The 14,652-nt window shown below is 67.2% G+C and carries 11 protein-coding genes; 4 read left to right on the top strand and 7 right to left on the bottom strand.

The genetic code is table 11. The features are described from left to right. Positions 1-30 precede the first annotated feature (30 nt). From RDCOP1_RS13215 to RDCOP1_RS13230, 4 genes are all read right to left on the bottom strand, one after another. Positions 31-1,005, bottom strand: a complete 975-nt coding sequence (locus RDCOP1_RS13215) for an NAD(P)H-dependent flavin oxidoreductase (RefSeq protein WP_231922861.1) — start codon at positions 1,003-1,005, stop codon at positions 31-33. Beyond that, the gene (locus tag RDCOP1_RS13220) at positions 1,002-2,735 is read right to left on the bottom strand and encodes a class I adenylate-forming enzyme family protein (protein WP_072701210.1); all 1,734 of its coding nucleotides are present in this window, start codon (positions 2,733-2,735) and stop codon (positions 1,002-1,004) included. Before RDCOP1_RS13220 ends, RDCOP1_RS13215 begins: the two co-directional genes overlap by 4 nt. Positions 2,736-2,787: 52 nt before the next feature. Beyond that, complete coding sequence (locus RDCOP1_RS13225) at positions 2,788-3,975, bottom strand: acetyl-CoA C-acyltransferase (protein ID WP_072701484.1); 1,188 nt, start codon at positions 3,973-3,975, stop codon at positions 2,788-2,790. A 106-nt stretch (positions 3,976-4,081) separates the two neighbouring features. Further along, complete coding sequence (locus tag RDCOP1_RS13230; RefSeq protein WP_072701486.1) at positions 4,082-5,020, bottom strand: winged helix-turn-helix transcriptional regulator; 939 nt, start codon at positions 5,018-5,020, stop codon at positions 4,082-4,084. 156 nt (positions 5,021-5,176) lie between these two features. Here RDCOP1_RS13230 and RDCOP1_RS13235 point away from each other — a divergent pair, with 156 nt between their 5' ends. The 4 genes from RDCOP1_RS13235 to RDCOP1_RS13250 all read left to right on the top strand — a co-directional run bounded on the left by RDCOP1_RS13235 (position 5,177) and on the right by RDCOP1_RS13250 (position 9,777). Next, positions 5,177-6,397, top strand: a complete 1,221-nt coding sequence (locus RDCOP1_RS13235; RefSeq protein WP_072701212.1) for an acetyl-CoA acetyltransferase — start codon at positions 5,177-5,179, stop codon at positions 6,395-6,397. A 15-nt stretch (positions 6,398-6,412) separates the two neighbouring features. After that, positions 6,413-7,930, top strand: coding sequence for a carotenoid oxygenase family protein (locus RDCOP1_RS13240; protein WP_072701214.1), 1,518 nt, complete (start codon positions 6,413-6,415; stop codon positions 7,928-7,930). 52 nt (positions 7,931-7,982) lie between these two features. Continuing rightward, the gene (locus RDCOP1_RS13245; protein ID WP_072701216.1) at positions 7,983-8,744 is read left to right on the top strand and encodes a hypothetical protein; all 762 of its coding nucleotides are present in this window, start codon (positions 7,983-7,985) and stop codon (positions 8,742-8,744) included. A gap of 121 nt (positions 8,745-8,865) precedes the next feature. Continuing rightward, positions 8,866-9,777, top strand: coding sequence for a cutinase family protein (locus tag RDCOP1_RS13250; protein WP_072701218.1), 912 nt, complete (start codon positions 8,866-8,868; stop codon positions 9,775-9,777). Positions 9,778-9,800: 23 nt separating this feature from the next. Here RDCOP1_RS13250 and RDCOP1_RS13255 read toward each other — a convergent pair whose 3' ends face one another. The 3 genes from RDCOP1_RS13255 to lysX form a co-directional block, all read right to left on the bottom strand. Continuing rightward, positions 9,801-10,442: an MSMEG_1061 family FMN-dependent PPOX-type flavoprotein gene (locus RDCOP1_RS13255; RefSeq protein ID WP_072701220.1), complete on the bottom strand. Its 642-nt coding sequence runs from the start codon at positions 10,440-10,442 to the stop codon at positions 9,801-9,803. 142 nt (positions 10,443-10,584) lie between these two features. Further along, on the bottom strand, positions 10,585-11,187 hold the full coding sequence (locus RDCOP1_RS13260; RefSeq protein WP_072701488.1) for a histidine phosphatase family protein: 603 nt from the start codon (positions 11,185-11,187) through the stop codon (positions 10,585-10,587). 44 nt (positions 11,188-11,231) lie between these two features. Continuing rightward, positions 11,232-14,567 carry a bifunctional lysylphosphatidylglycerol synthetase/lysine--tRNA ligase LysX gene (gene lysX / locus RDCOP1_RS13265; protein WP_072701222.1) on the bottom strand — a complete coding sequence of 1,112 codons (3,336 nt, stop codon included), beginning with the start codon at positions 14,565-14,567 and terminating at the stop codon, positions 11,232-11,234. Positions 14,568-14,652 lie beyond the last annotated feature (85 nt).

Genomic DNA, 14,652 nt, shown 5'->3' on the forward strand with positions numbered 1-14,652 from the left:
TTCGATTCCGGGTTGTTCGATTTCGGGGTTCTACCGGACCTGCAGACCGGCGAAACGATCCGTAGCGGCGGCGAATTCGCCGGCGAGGTCGTCGACGATGGTCTTCACCGGTGTCACCTCGTCGATGAGACCCAGGCCCTGACCCGCGGCCCAGATGTCCTTCCATCGGCCCTGCACGTCACCGCCGGCGTTGTAGTTGCGTGTCGCCGGTGCGGTGAGGGCATCGGGATCGAGCCCGTTCGCGAGCAGGCTGGGACGCAACCACGACGCGTCGGTCCCGGTGACTCCCGAACTGACGATCAGATCGTCCGGCCCGTGCTCGACGACCATCCGCTTGTAGTCCGGGGAAGCCATGCTCTCCGTCGCCGCGAGGAATCGGGTGCCCATGTAGACGAGGTCGGCACCGGCCGCGATCGCTCCCGCCACCCCCCATCCGTCGGCGATGCCGCCGCCGACCACGAGGAGACCGTCGAAGAATTGACGCACCGCGGAGACGAAGGCGAACGGAGACAGGTGACCGGTGTGCCCACCGGCGCCGGCAGAGATGCAGGCAAGTCCGTCGACCCCGAAGCCGGCTGCCTTACGGGCGAGCCGGATCGAGACCACGTCCGCCAGCACGATCCCGCCGTAGCCTTTGACCGTCTCCATCACCGGCTCCGGGGAACCGAGAGCCGTGATGACCACGGGAGGACGGTGTTCGGCGACGAGACGCAGATCCTCCTCGAGACGCTGATTGGAACGGTGCGTCACCAGATTCACCGCCCAGGGGGCGGCGTCGGGACCTGCGGCCGCGACACTGTCGGAGATCGTCCCCATCCATCGATCGAGTTCGGCGGAGGTGCGGCAGTTGGGCGTCGGGAACGATCCGACGATTCCAGCCGCGCTCGCCGCCACGACGAGTTCCGGGCCCGACACCAGGAACATCGGTGCTGCGACCACGGGAACGCGAAGCCGCGCGGGAAGTGGATGCGCAGCCGTCATCTCGGGTGTCGCGGTCGTGCTCACAGTGACTCCAGGAGATCGGTGCGGATGTGGCGCCGCAGCAGTTTGCCGACCGCATTGCGCGGCAGGGTGTCGACGAGTTCGATGCGTTCGGGCAGTTTGAACGACGCGATGTCCCGAGCGCGAAGATGCGCCGTCAGGTCGTCGAGCGTGGGTGTTGCGTCGGCGGCCGGAACCACGACGGCACAGCACTTCTCGCCGAGAACCTCATCGGGGATACCGACTATCGCCACCTCCGCTACCGCCGGATGGTCCTGCAGAAGCCCTTCGATCTCTGCCGGAGCGATGTTCATGCCGCCGCGGATGATGATCTCCTTGATCCGGTCGACGAAACGCAGGTATTCACCGTGTTCACCGCACAGCTCGAAAACATCTCCACTGCAGAGATATCCGTCCTCGTCGAACGGCGACGACGTGGCGGTGCCTTCGAGGTAACCACCGAAGACGGTAGGACCCTTCAGCCGGAGTTCGCCGCGACCCCCGACGGTGTCGACCAGGGCACCGGTGACGGGATCGATCAGGCGCACCGAGGTGCTGCGGCTCAGGCGCACCACCCACGAGTGGTCCGGTGCCGCGTAGTTCGGCAGGTGCTGCGCCCGGATCGTCGGGTCCGGCATGTCGCCCGGCGCGCCGAGAAGACACACACCCTCGTTGGAACCGAAGAAGTTGATCACTTCGACCCCGTGATCGTTCTGCCACGCGGCCACGACCGACGGCGGAAGCGGCGCACCTCCCGCCCCGACGCGCTCGAGCGACGACAGATCGAACTTCTTTCGCAGGACGTCGTTCTGGAGCAGCATGGTCAGGATCGCCGGGGGCATGGTCGTGTGGGTGGCGCGGTGATGCTGGATCTGCCTTAGGTAGACAGTGATGTCGAGGGGATGATGATGGACGAGGTGTCCACCGCCGAGGAGCCAGGGGAGCAGGGCCGCCGCGAACCCGGCCATGTTGACCAAGGGGAACGGGTTGACGAGCACGGAGTCCTCGGTCGTTTCGAGACCGTCCTGTACGCCGCGTCCGACGGCGAGCCAGTCGGCGTGACACCGGGGCACGCCCTTCGGCGCGGCCTCCGTACCGCTCGTCCAGCAGATGGTGACCCGGTCGTTGACCGTGTGCACCAACCCGGCCGTGTACGTCTCGGCCTCCTCGACATCGCTTGCCGGCACCGCTGCCGTGTCGATCTCGACTGCCTCGTCCGGCACGTCCGGACCGAAGGCGAAGACCGTGCGCAGACTCGGGTGCCCGGAGAGCAGTCCCGACGCTTCGGTGGCGAGTGAGCGGTCGCCGAGCCGGCCGACCGTGACCACTGCGACGGCAGAACATGCATCGACGATGCCCGACAATTCGTGACGCCGATACGACGCGGGCATCGGGGTCGCCACGGCACCGAGACGCCACAGCGCCAGATAGGTGGCGACGAGCGCGATCGAATTGGGGATCTGCACGGCGACGATGTCGTCCTGGCATATTCCACGTGCGTGGAAAACCGCCGCGACCCGGCGCACGAACTCGTCGAGTTCCTGCCATGTCATCGACATCGGCTGCGCGCCGGTGAGATCCGCGAGGTTGACCGGGTCGGTGGTAGCGGTCTCTGCGGGCCTGCGCTCGACCCAGGAAGCGAAGAGGCCGGGCAGTGTGTCTTCCTGCCACCACCCGCGGTCGAGGTATTCGGAGACGACGGCGTCGGGATGACATGCCCGCGTCGCGCGCGGGATGAAACCGGAAATGGACATCAGAAGGGGCCTTTCGCGAAGTCCGGTGGGGAGTGCGGGCGCGGGGTGTCGCTCATACTCGGCGGAGCACCAGGGCTGCACCGAGACCGAGAGCGGCGGGGATGGTGACGAGCGCGTGCTCGCCGCCCGTGCGCTCGAGTTGATCGAGTGCGTGGGCGACGAGGATGCCGCCGGTGGCACCGAGCGGATGGCCGACGGCGAGTGCGCCGCCGTGGACGTTCACCCGCGCGGGATCGAGGTGTAGCTCCTCGATCAGCATCAACGGGGTGACGGCGAAGGATTCGTTCACTTCGACGACGTCGAGATCTTCCGCCGTGATTCCGGCACGTTCGAGGGCGCGGTGTGAGGCATCGACGGATGCGGTGAGAAGCGGAGAGCGGACCGCACTCTGCGCGGTGCCGACGATCTGGGCGCGGGGCCGGATGGACAGGGCGGCGCCGGCTTCGGCGTCCCCGATCAGAACCGCCGAAGCTCCGTCCGCCAGCTGGGGTGCGGTGGCGATCGTGTGCAGCCCCGCAGCCGGGCGCGGTGAATCGGGGAATCGCCGGGCGACCCGCTCCCATCCGGGATCTTCTCCGAAGAGTGCCGGCAGTGCGGCGAGATCCTCGATCGTCACGCCGGGACGGGGACCTTCGTCCGAATCCAAGCCGATCTCACCGACCTTCACGCTGATCAGTGAATGCGAGTCGGGGGCGGTCGCAGCACGTCCGTGGGAGGCCACCGCGTACGCGTCGAGCAATTCCCGAGTGAACCCGTACCGTGCCGCCGTCAGATCGGCCGAGACACCGATGGTGACGAACCCGGATCGTTCACCGATCTCGGGGTCAGCAGCGATAGGCGGCGTATCGGAGAACATCGGCACTCGCGACATCGACTCGACGCCACCGGCAACCACCGCGTGCGCCGTACCCGCCGCCACCCGCGCGGCAGCGCTTTCGATGGCGTCGAGCCCCGAGCAGCACAGCCGGGAAACGACTCCGCCGGGGATGTGATCGGGCCAGTCGGCCCACTGCACGGCGGCCCTGGTGATGTTGCCGGCCTGTTCACCGGTAGTGGTGCTGATTCCGAGAAGCACGTCCTCCACGACCCGGGAAGCGCCCGAGCGCTCGTCGAGGGCCGCGAGGAGCAGGGCGATCAGTTCGACCGGGCGGAGGCCTGCCAAGGTACCGCCACTTTTGCGGACGCGAGCACGCGGGAGGCGTACGGCGTCGTAGATGTACGGGGGATTGCTCCGGTTCACAGGTGTCGGCTCCGACTCGTAGAGTGGCGTGACGCGAGTCACTACAGCTAACGAAGTGATACCGGGTGGCGTCGACCGGTGTCAAGACAGGCGCCGGAGGACCGAGTCAGGGATGGGGCAGCATCGGCTCGATGCGTGCGGTGTGCCGATCCACGTGCCCGTCGCACCCGCGGCACTGGAGTTCCGGGTCGAGAATCGAGCCGCAGTCGCGGTGCAGGATGCGAAGTGGGCCCGCCGCCTCCGGGTATGCCTGGGTGGACCAGCGGATCAGGAAGACGAACACCCCGAACAGTGCGCGTCCACGATGAGTGAGGCGGTACTGGCGTTCGGAGCCGGACGGGTGGGTGAGAATCTGTGCGACGCACAGGCGCGCGAGGCGGTCGGTGAGCGTCGTCGGGGAGATGTCGAGCGCCGACCGGAACTCGCCGAACCGGCGGGCACCGGCGAGTGCGAGACCGGTGATCGCGCCGCTCCAGCGATCCCCGATCGCTTCCATCACCGCATTGAACTGCATGTCTGCCGAGGCGGTGTTGCCCGCGGGAACGCGTGTTGAGCGTCGGCGGGCACCCGAGGTCACGGTCCAGATCGCAGCGGCGTCCATTTCGATGTCCGTGTCGTGCGTGGTGACGACGCTGTGACAGGATCCGCACCGGATGACCGCGGGCCCGCGGTGACCGCACACGTCGTGCACAAGGTCCGGTTGCCACGCGCCTTCGGGAGTCCATTCGCGCTGCCAGCTCCAGATGCACACGAGGATCGGCCAGGTGGCGGTGCCGAGTTCGGTGAGCAGGTATTCGTGTCGATCCGAACCGGCCTGGGGCGATCGCTCCAGTACGCCGGCCGCCGCGAGGGAGTGCAGGCGGTCGGTCAGCACGGACGACGGTGCGCCGGTGAGTTCGAGCCACTGGTTGAAGCGGGTCGTCCCGCTCACGAAAGCGTGGCCGAGCAGCGCGAGCGTGAGCCGGTCTCCGAGCAGGTCGAGCGTGGCGGCAACCGGGTTGACGGTCGACGAAGGGTCGCGCTCCGCCGTGTCGCGTCGGGCCATGAGCCAACCTCCTCCGGTGCGCATTCGCCGTTGCGTGGCTCACACCAAGATGCTTCAATAACTGTACTAAACGGGGCCTGCGGGCTCGGCCGTCGCGGACCTACTCTCGCAAGACCTCCGTCGCCCCGTCGAACCGATCCCCGAAAGCGAGACGACATGGCACCGACGAAGGTGTGGATCGCCGGCGGCTACCAGAGCGACTTCGCCCGCAACGTCACCAAGGAGGGCTTCGACATCGGCGACCTCACCGCCGAGGTCGCGGTAGGCACGCTCGAGGATGCCGGAATTGCCGCGAGTGATGTCGACGTCGTCCACGTGGGCAATGCGTTCGGCCAGCTCTACACCGGGCAGGGCCACCTCGGGGCGATGCCGGCATCGATGATCCCCGAACTGTGGGAGGTACCGGCGAGCCGGCACGAGGGCGCATGCGCGTCGGGTTCCCTGGCGATCCTCGCCGCGATGTCCGACCTCGAATCGGGACGGTACGACGTTGCCCTCGTCGTCGGCGTCGAACTCGAGAAGACGGTGCCCGGCGACATCGGCACCAACTACATGAGCCCGGCCGCATGGGTGGGCCACGAGGGTCAGGATGCAAAGTACATGTGGCCCTACATGTTCGATCGCATCGCCGATGAGTACACGACGCGGTACGGGCTCGACCCGGCGCACCTGTGGGCCATCTCGGAGCTGAACATCCGCAATGCGCGCAGCAATCCCCGCGCGCAGACCCGCACGCGGACGTATTCGCCCGCGTCGTTCACGGCGGACGACGACGCGAATCCGCTGGTGGAAGGAAACCTGCGCAAGATCGACTGCGGTCCCCTCACCGACGGGGGAGCAGGTGTGGTCCTCGTGAGCGACCGGTACATCGCGCGGCATCCGGACTTCGATTCGCAGCCCCGGTCCCGGATCCTCGGCTGGGGTCACCGCACCGTCGGACTTTCGCTCGAGGACAAGCTTGCCCGCAGTTCGGGTGGCGGCCTGATGTTTCCGCACCTGGCGGGCACCATCGCCGACGCGTACGGGCGCGCCGGACTCGACGGTGTCGACGATCTGGACCTCATCGAAACGCACGACTGCTTCAGCATCAGCGAGTACGTCGCGATCGACCACTTCGGGCTCACGGCACCTGGTGAGAGCTGGCGCGCCGTGGAAGCAGGCGACCTGGGGATCGGTGGCCGGATGCCCGTGAATCCGAGCGGCGGCCTTCTCGGCGGAGGACACCCGGTGGGAGCCACAGGCGTCCGCATGGCACTGGACGGCCATCGTCAGGTCACCGGGGCTGCCGGTGCCTATCAGGTCGAGGGCGCCCGGCGCGCCGCCACGTTCAACTTCGGTGGAAGCACCACCACTTCCGTTTCCCTCATCATCGGCTGAGCCGAAGGAGCATCGATGGACCTCGAAATTCTCGGCCGCGCATTGTCGACGCTGCCTGCCGACGACGACCACCCGTACCGCACCGGTCCGTGGCGGCCCCAGACCACCGAGCACCGTGCCGACGACCTCGAGATCATCGGCGATCTGCCCACCGACCTCGACGGCGTCTACATCAGGAACACCGAGAACCCGGTACACCCTGCGCAGCAGGGCCGCTACCACCCGTTCGACGGCGACGGCATGGTGCACGTCGTCGGATTCCGGGACGGGAAAGCGTTCTACCGCAACCGCTTCGTCAGGACCGACGGGTTCGTCGCCGAGCAGGAAGCCGGTCGCGCCCTGTGGGCGGGCATCGCCGAGAATCCGGTGAAGTCGGAACGCACGGACGGCTGGGGTGCGCGCGGGAGGATGAAGGACGGTTCGAGCACGGACGTCACCGTGCACAATGGGGTGGCCCTCACGAGTTTCTGGCAGTGCGGAGACCTCTACCGGGTCGACCCGATGTCTCTCGAAACACTCGGGAAAGCCGAGTGGGGCGGGGACTTTCCGTCGAACCTCGGAGTTTCGGCGCATCCCAAGGTCGATCACCGCACCGGTGAGATGCTCTTCTTCAATTACGGAACCGACGCACCGTACATGCACTACGGCGTCGTCGACTCGTCCGACAAGCTCGTCCACTACACCGATATCGAGTTGCCCGGTCCGCGGTTGCCCCACGACATGGCGTTCACAGAGAACTACTCCATCCTCAACGACTGCCCGCTCTTCTGGCTGCCGGAGGCCCTCGCGGCCGGCAAGTACGTCTCGCGCTTCCATCCCGATCTGCCGATGCGTCTCGGCGTCCTCCCACGGCGTGGCGGTGGAAACGAGATCATGTGGTTCGACGCCGCCCCCACCTACGTCCTGCACTGGACGAACGCCTACGAGGACGGCGAGGAGATCGTCCTGGAAGGGTTCCACCAGGAGACACCGGAGCCGGAGGACACCGGGGACGGATCGCTCTACCAGCGCATGTTCCGATTCCTGGCACTCGACAGGATGGGAACCCACCTGCATCGGTGGCGCCTGAACCTGCGCACCGGCGGTGTGACGGAAGAGCGCCTTTCCGAACGGATCACGGAATTCGGCATGATCAGTCCCGCGCACACGGGAGTGCCGCACCGGTACACGTACGCGGCGACCGGGCTGCCCGGCTGGTTCCTGTTCGACGGCCTCGTCAAGCACGATTCGCTGACCGGCGTGGAGGAGCGTTACCCGCTGGGCGAAGGTGTGTTCGGAAGCGAAACGGTGATGGCGCCGCGGATCGGGTCGGCGGGAGAAGACGACGGGTACCTCGTCACCATGACCGTCGACATGAATCGCGACCTGTCCGAGTGCCTCGTCTTCGACGCACAACGCCTCGCCGACGGCCCGGTCACCCGGATCCGTCTACCGGAGCGAGTCAGCTCCGGTACGCACTCCACGTGGGCGTCGGGTGCGGAGATCCCCGGGTGGCGAACCGCCGATCGTCCCGAGGACGCAGTGGGTCTCTGAGTTACCGTCGTTTGCCGCTCGGGCAGGGGTCGAACGGTTTAGCGTTCTGGCCATGAATGTTTCGCGGCGGGGTTCAGTGCTCATCGGAGCGGGTGCGTGCATCGCCGGGGTGGCCCTGGCAACGGCACCGAGTGCGGCGGCCGACCCCGGCGGGCCCTGCATCCAGAACGCCGGCGGCATCGTTTCGGTGGACGGCGCAGATCCCGTCCCGGCGGTGTTCGGTTTCGACGGCGCGCGCTTGCTCGGCGTCGAGGGCGGCACCGGCAATGCATGCATCACCAATGTGGGCCCCGGTGCGGTGAGCGTCAGTCACCCGGAGGGCCGGGTACCTGGGCGTAACGATGTCTCGACGGCCTTCGTCGAGATGCGGGTCGACGGTGGGGTAGGGAACGTCGCGGTGACGAACGTCGGGACGGGCGCGGTGGCCGTGGACCGTCGCTCGGTCACGGAAGAACCCGTCGCGCCGGAACAGGTCCAACCGGAGCCTGGAATGCCGGAGATCTCGGTCGATGCCGGTACCGACGGTGTGTTCGTGACGAATGTGGGTACCGGCGTGGTGACCGTGACGGACGGAGATCCGGGGCCGTTGCCCCCGCCGATTCCTCCGGCGCCGGGCGCAGTCGTCACCGATCCGGTCACGGGAAATGTGTACGTCACCAACCTGTTCGGCCCCGACATCACCGTCGTCGATCCCCCGGCCGGGACGGGGCAGAGTGTCGTGGACCGATCGGTGCCGGGCACCACCGTGGACTACGGCACCGGCAACGTCTTCGTCACCAATATCGGAGGGGGTCGCGTCACCGTCGTCCGGTGACAGGTGCTGCCGGTCCGATCGCTGCACGACGCCGAAAGATCACGTCGGCTTCACGAGTATGTCATTCTCATGATCAAGAGTGGGGCAACGGCACGGGTACGACGGCAGCGGGGGCGGGTCGATGGGGATCAAGAAGTGGTGGGCGGCGGCAGTCACCGTCGTCGCGGCATGTGCGGCTGTCGTCGTGACAGCGCCTGCGGCACCGGCGAATCCGTCCGGATGTCCGACACTCCATGTGGTCGCGGTTCCGGGCACGTGGGAAACCTCGAGTACTCCCGAACCCGGGCGTGGCAACGGCATGCTCGCCCAGGTCACGAGCGGCCTGCCCGCCGGGACGCGGGTGGATTATGTGCGGTACCCCGCGACCGCGTTTCCCTGGGAGGGCGACGTGTACGCGGCCTCGCGCAATCGCGCGGTCGACAACGCACGAGACATCATCGCCGGCACCGCCGCACGATGCCCGCTGACGAACTTCGCCCTCGTCGGATACAGCCAAGGTGCCGATGCCGCGGGCGATCTCGCCGCCGCCATCGGTACCGGACTCGATGTGGTCGGTCCGCACCGGCTCGTCGCGGTGGGATTGCTGTCGGATCCGCGGCGCTCGGAACTCGATCCGCTTGTCGGAGCTCCGGTGGCGGGCAACGGCGCCGGTGGTGCGCGCGCAGGCGGGTTCGGGCTCGTGTCACCGAACGTGCGCACGATCTGTGCGGTGGGAGATCTCTACTGTTCGACGCCCCCCGACGATTTCGTGACGCGTGCGGCGGGCTTCCTGGCGATGTCGGCGGGCAGTCCGCCCGAGCAACTCGAGAACTACCGGGACGAGGCCGCGCTGCTCTACGCCGAGATCATGACCGCGGGAGGCCTCCCCATGTTGCAGCTACAGATCGCGCCCGACGCCAACGGGCGCCGGGAAGCGCAGATCCGCGCATTCTACGAATCACAAGTCCACCAGGACTATTCGAACTATTTCGTCGACGATCGGGGCACCACCGCCACGCGGTGGCTTCGGGACTGGATCGCGTCCAAGGGCTGAGCGGTCGGCTTTCCGGCCCGAGATCAGTACAGGTACTCGCGATACAGTTCGCCCTTGCCGGGCTCGGCGTCGGCAGGTACTTCGATGGAGACGAGTTCGGCGTGCATGTCGCGCATGCTCGGGACGAGCCGGCGGGCAGGGTAGGCCGACGAGTCCCAGAGCTTTGCACGTAGCAGTGCGCGGGCACAGTGCAGGAACACTTCGTCGATCCTGACGATCACCGCGAGCTGGGCCGGCTTCCCGTGCAACGACAGCTTCTCGAGGAGTTCGGCGTCGGTGGAAAGGGTGGCCCGGCCGTTCACCCGGAGGACCTCTTCGTCCCCGGGAACGAAGAACAACAAGCCGACGTGAGGGTTCTCCAGGATGTTGCGGTAGGAATCGGCTCGCCTGTTGCCCGGGCGGTCGGGCAGGACGATGGTGTGATCGTCCAGGACCAGAACCGAAGATGTGATGTCGCCACGCGGTGAGCAGTCGCAGTTACCCGCGGCATCGGCCGTCGCGAGAGTGAAGAAGCGGGCGAGGGACAGGAAGTCCCGGATGAGCGGCGTCAGATGAGGACGGGCTTTATCGACGATCGCCGGATGCGGTATCCCGAGGACCGCTTCGAGTTCTTCCTTCGTTCCGATCCCGTTCTGCACGAGTTCGTCGATTCTGTCCACATCCATCCGGTGCCACCTCCGGCGGTGACCGTACCAACCGCGCTCGCGGCGACCGCAACCGGAACGAGCCGGTCAGCGATGCCATCGGTGCGGCCGGGCCTGGAGACGCGCGGTACCGGGCAGTAGCCGGTCGCCGGGCAGCCCCGATTCACACCCGGAGGGTGTCCCTCACGTGACCGGTCTCGTTGACCGACGCGACACGACGCGCACCGCTGCGAGATACCAGGATGCGAGTCACCGACGTGTACTCGATGGGAAACGTGAGAGGTCGGGGAAGATCGAGCAGGTGCTCAAGCACCACATTGATCACTCCGCCGTGCACGAAGACCGCCGCGGTGTCGGGATGCTCGCACGACGCCACGACGTGGTCGAGCCCTCGGAGCACCCGGGTGCGGAAGAGTTCCGCGTCGACGAATTCCGGCAGCAGGCCGGCACGGATGCGCTCGTAGGCGTCGGACGCGGCGGTCTTCGCCGTCTCGATGGTGAAGTAGTGGTCGAGTCCGTAGTCGTACTCGGCGAGATCCTCCACCTCTTCGACCGCCAGCCGACGCGCCGCCGCGACCGGTTCGGCGGTCTGCGCCGCGCGTCGTTGCGGGCTCGAGAACAGCCGGGTGATCCGGTACGGGGCGAGTGCGTCCGGCAGGCGGTCGGCTTGCCGGCGCCCACCGTCCGTCAGCGGGGGGTCGACCGGAAGGCCGGACCCCGAGCGCGCGTTGTCGGGCTCTGCGTGGCGGATCAGGAGTAGCTGCACGACCACACGATGCCAGGTACAGCCGTTTCACGTGAAACCGCCTGTCAGGACCGCCGCGGCTTGGCGAACGGGAAGGCGAGCGACTCGTGGATGCTGCCACCCAGCACGAGCATCACGATCCGGTCGACACCCATACCGAGTCCGCCGGTCGGCGGCATCGCGTATTCGAGGGCTTCCAGAAAGTCCTCGTCGAGTTCCATCGCCTCTTCGTCACCACCGGCCGCGAGCAAGGACTGCCTGGTGAGCCGGGCCCGCTGCTCGACCGGGTCGGTGAGTTCGCTGTAGGCCGTGCCGAGTTCGACTCCCCAGGCCACGAGGTCCCACTTGGCGGCCACACCCGGTTTCCGCGGGTGGGGGCGCGTCAGGGGCGACACCGATGCCGGGAAGTCGGTATAGAACGTCGGGAACTCGGTGCGCGCTTCCACGAGGTGCTCGTACATCTCCTGGGCGGTCGCTCCCGCGTCCCAGGACGGGTTGTAGGCGATGCGGTGTTCGTCGCAGAGACGCCGCAGGACGTCGACGGGTGTCTGTGCGTCGACGAACGTGCCGAGAGCTTCGGAGAGGGCGTCGTGGAACGTTTTGACAGGCCACTCTCCCGAGATGTCGACCTCGGCCGGTGTGCCGTCCGGCCCTGGGCGAACGACGATTTCGCGTCCGTGGGCCGCGCTCGCCGCGGCCTGGATCAGCTCCCGGGCCACGACCCGCATCTTCTCGTAGTCGCTGTGCGCCTCGTAGGCCTCGAGGATCGTGAACTCGGGATTGTGCTTGAAGTCCGCCCCTTCGTTGCGGAACACGCGTCCGATCTCGAACACTTTCGTCATGCCCGCCACGCAGAGTCGCTTGAGGTAGAGCTCGGGAGCGATGCGGAGGTAGAGGTCGGTGTCGTAGGCGTTGATATGGGTGACGAACGGTGCCGCGTTGGCACCACCGTGCACCGCCTGCAGGATGGGCGTCTCGACCTCGAGGTACCCGCGAGCCTCGAGCTCTTCGCGCAACGACCTTACGATCGCACTGCGTGCGGAGAGGTGTTCGCGCGCACGCATGTCGATCGCGAGATCGAGATACCGTTGCCGCACTTTGGTTTCGGGGTCGACGAGCCCGCGCCACTTGTCGGGCAGCGGGTGCAGGCACTTGCCGTCGATCCGCCACGATTCGGCCAGTACCGAGATCTCTCCGCTGTGGCTGCGTCCCATCCGGCCGGTCACTTCCACGAGGTCACCGAGGTCGAACAGGAAGCGCTGCCCGTCGACGCGCCTGCTGTCGACGAGGATCTGGATGTCGCCCGACCAGTCCCGCAGAACCGCGAACAGCACATCTCCGAAATCCCGGATGAGCATCAACCGCCCGGCGACGACGACGGATGTGCCGCCGCGGGCGGCATGGGCTTCGGCTGCCGTGTGCGTCGGGGCGATCGCGACGGGGTACGGGTCCACCCCGTGCTCGATGATGCGTTCGAGCGTCGCCCGGCGCACGCGGTCCTGTTCGTGCCCCTTCGCGGCGCGGTCGTCGGCCGGCTCGGCTTGGGGCGCTGTGTCGGGCGCACTTCCGTCGTCGTGCAGTGCTTCTCCGGAGTCCACGCCGTGCGGGAACGCCGAATGGGTGCCGGTGTGCCTGCGTTTGGTACGACGGCCGAAGCTGGGAAGGGTGAGGAATCCTTCGGCGACCGCCGCGGCGAGCGCCACCCGAGGAATCTCTCTGGTCTCGCGGAAGCACAGGTACCGAGGTATCCACTCGGGCCGGTATTTCACGTTGGATCGGTAGAGGGCCTCGAGTTGCCACCACCGCGAGAAGAACAGCAGGATCGAGCGCCACAGCCGCATGATCGGCCCGGCGCCGAGTCGCGCCCCTTCCTCGAATGCCGATCGGAACACCGCGAAGTTCAACGAGATCCGGCGTATTCCGAATTCGTCCGAACGCGAACACAATTCGGACACCATCATTTCGACCACGCCGTTGGGGGCGTGCGGGTCGCGTCGCATGAGGTCGAGCGAGACCCCGTCGGAACCCCAGGGCACCAATGACAGCATCGCGACGACCGATCCGTCGACGAGTGCCTCGACGAGCAGGCAGTCGCCGTCGAGCGGATCGCCGAGACGTCCGAGGGCCATCGAGAATCCACGCTCGGTTTCGGTGTCGCGCCATGCGTCGGCGCGGCCTGCTGCCGCGGACAGCTCGATCGGTGACAGGTCGCGGTGCCGTGTCATCCGCACCGTCACACCGTTTTTGCGTGCTCGGTTGACGGCTTGACGGACCGGCCGCATATCTCGTCCGGCGAGTGTGAAGCTGTCCGTGGACAACACGGCCTCGTCGCCGAGTTCCAAAACGGTCAGCCCCGCACGGTGATACGCCGTTGCTCCTCCTTCACTCGCACCGAGTACGGCGGGAGTCCAGCCGTAGGCACGCGCAAGGTCGAGCCATTCGTCGATCGCGTGAGGCCACGCTTCCGGATCTCCGACGGGATCACCGCTCGCCAGACACACCCCGAGTTCGACGCGGTACGTCACCGCGGCCTTGCCGCTCGGCGCGAACTCGACCGCCTTGTCGCGCCGGGTAGCGAAGTAGCCGAGCGAGTCGTCGCTGTGGGAGAGCAGGCCCCGGATCGCGGATTCGTCGGTCCCGGTGAGTGCGTTGGCGGATCGCTGCGACCGGAACAACACCACGAGGGCGGCGAGCAGGGCCAACGCGCCGAACAGACCCAGGACGGTGTTGACGAATCCGTGTGGCCGGCCGGTGAACTGATCGTTGTCGATGAAACCGAAAGCGACGACGCGATTCAAAGCCCAGAGGAAGCGGTCGGCGGGCGGGAGGGTACCGGGAAAGAGTTCGACGAGGCCCCACCCGGCGAGCGTGCCGGCGGCCAGTCCCGCGAGGAGGACGGCGCCGGAAGTCCACACCGCACCCCGTCGTACCCGGGTGTAGAACTCGGGGTAGGCGAGAAGCAGTACCGCCACGGCTGCGAGATGCACAACCATTGCCACGAGGTGGGCTGCGTCGCGGTCGACGACGGCCGTGACGAGATTGGTGATCGTGAATCCGCCCAGGTAGATCGTGAGGATCCACCAGGCGATACGTTTGCGTCCCGCAACGGCTCCGGCGAGCAGACCGATGACCAGCGCGAGCGAGACGCTGGTGTCGGGAGCGTCGAAGTAGTACTCGTCGATGTACTCCCGCGGAGTGCGGATCAGGAACCGGAGGGTGGGGGAGATCGACCACAAGGCCATCGCGGCCGCGTACACGCCGAGGACGAGACCGGCGATGTGCGGAACGGCGGTGAGGTGGCTGCTCACGCGTGCCGACAGCGAACGATGGGGCTCCTGGGGGCGCCGCACCTCGGTCGCGGAGGGCGACGGCGAGGGCGGCGCGGTGGGATCCGCAGACATGCACCGACCGTAACGCTACGGTGCGGGAACGTCGGCGGAACCCCTCCAAGTGACCGAACAGAGGTGCGGCCACTTGGAGTGCATC

Source organism: Rhodococcus coprophilus NBRC 100603 (genome assembly GCF_001895045.1).
In the GTDB taxonomy this organism is placed as follows: Bacteria; Actinomycetota; Actinomycetes; order Mycobacteriales; family Mycobacteriaceae; genus Rhodococcus; species Rhodococcus coprophilus.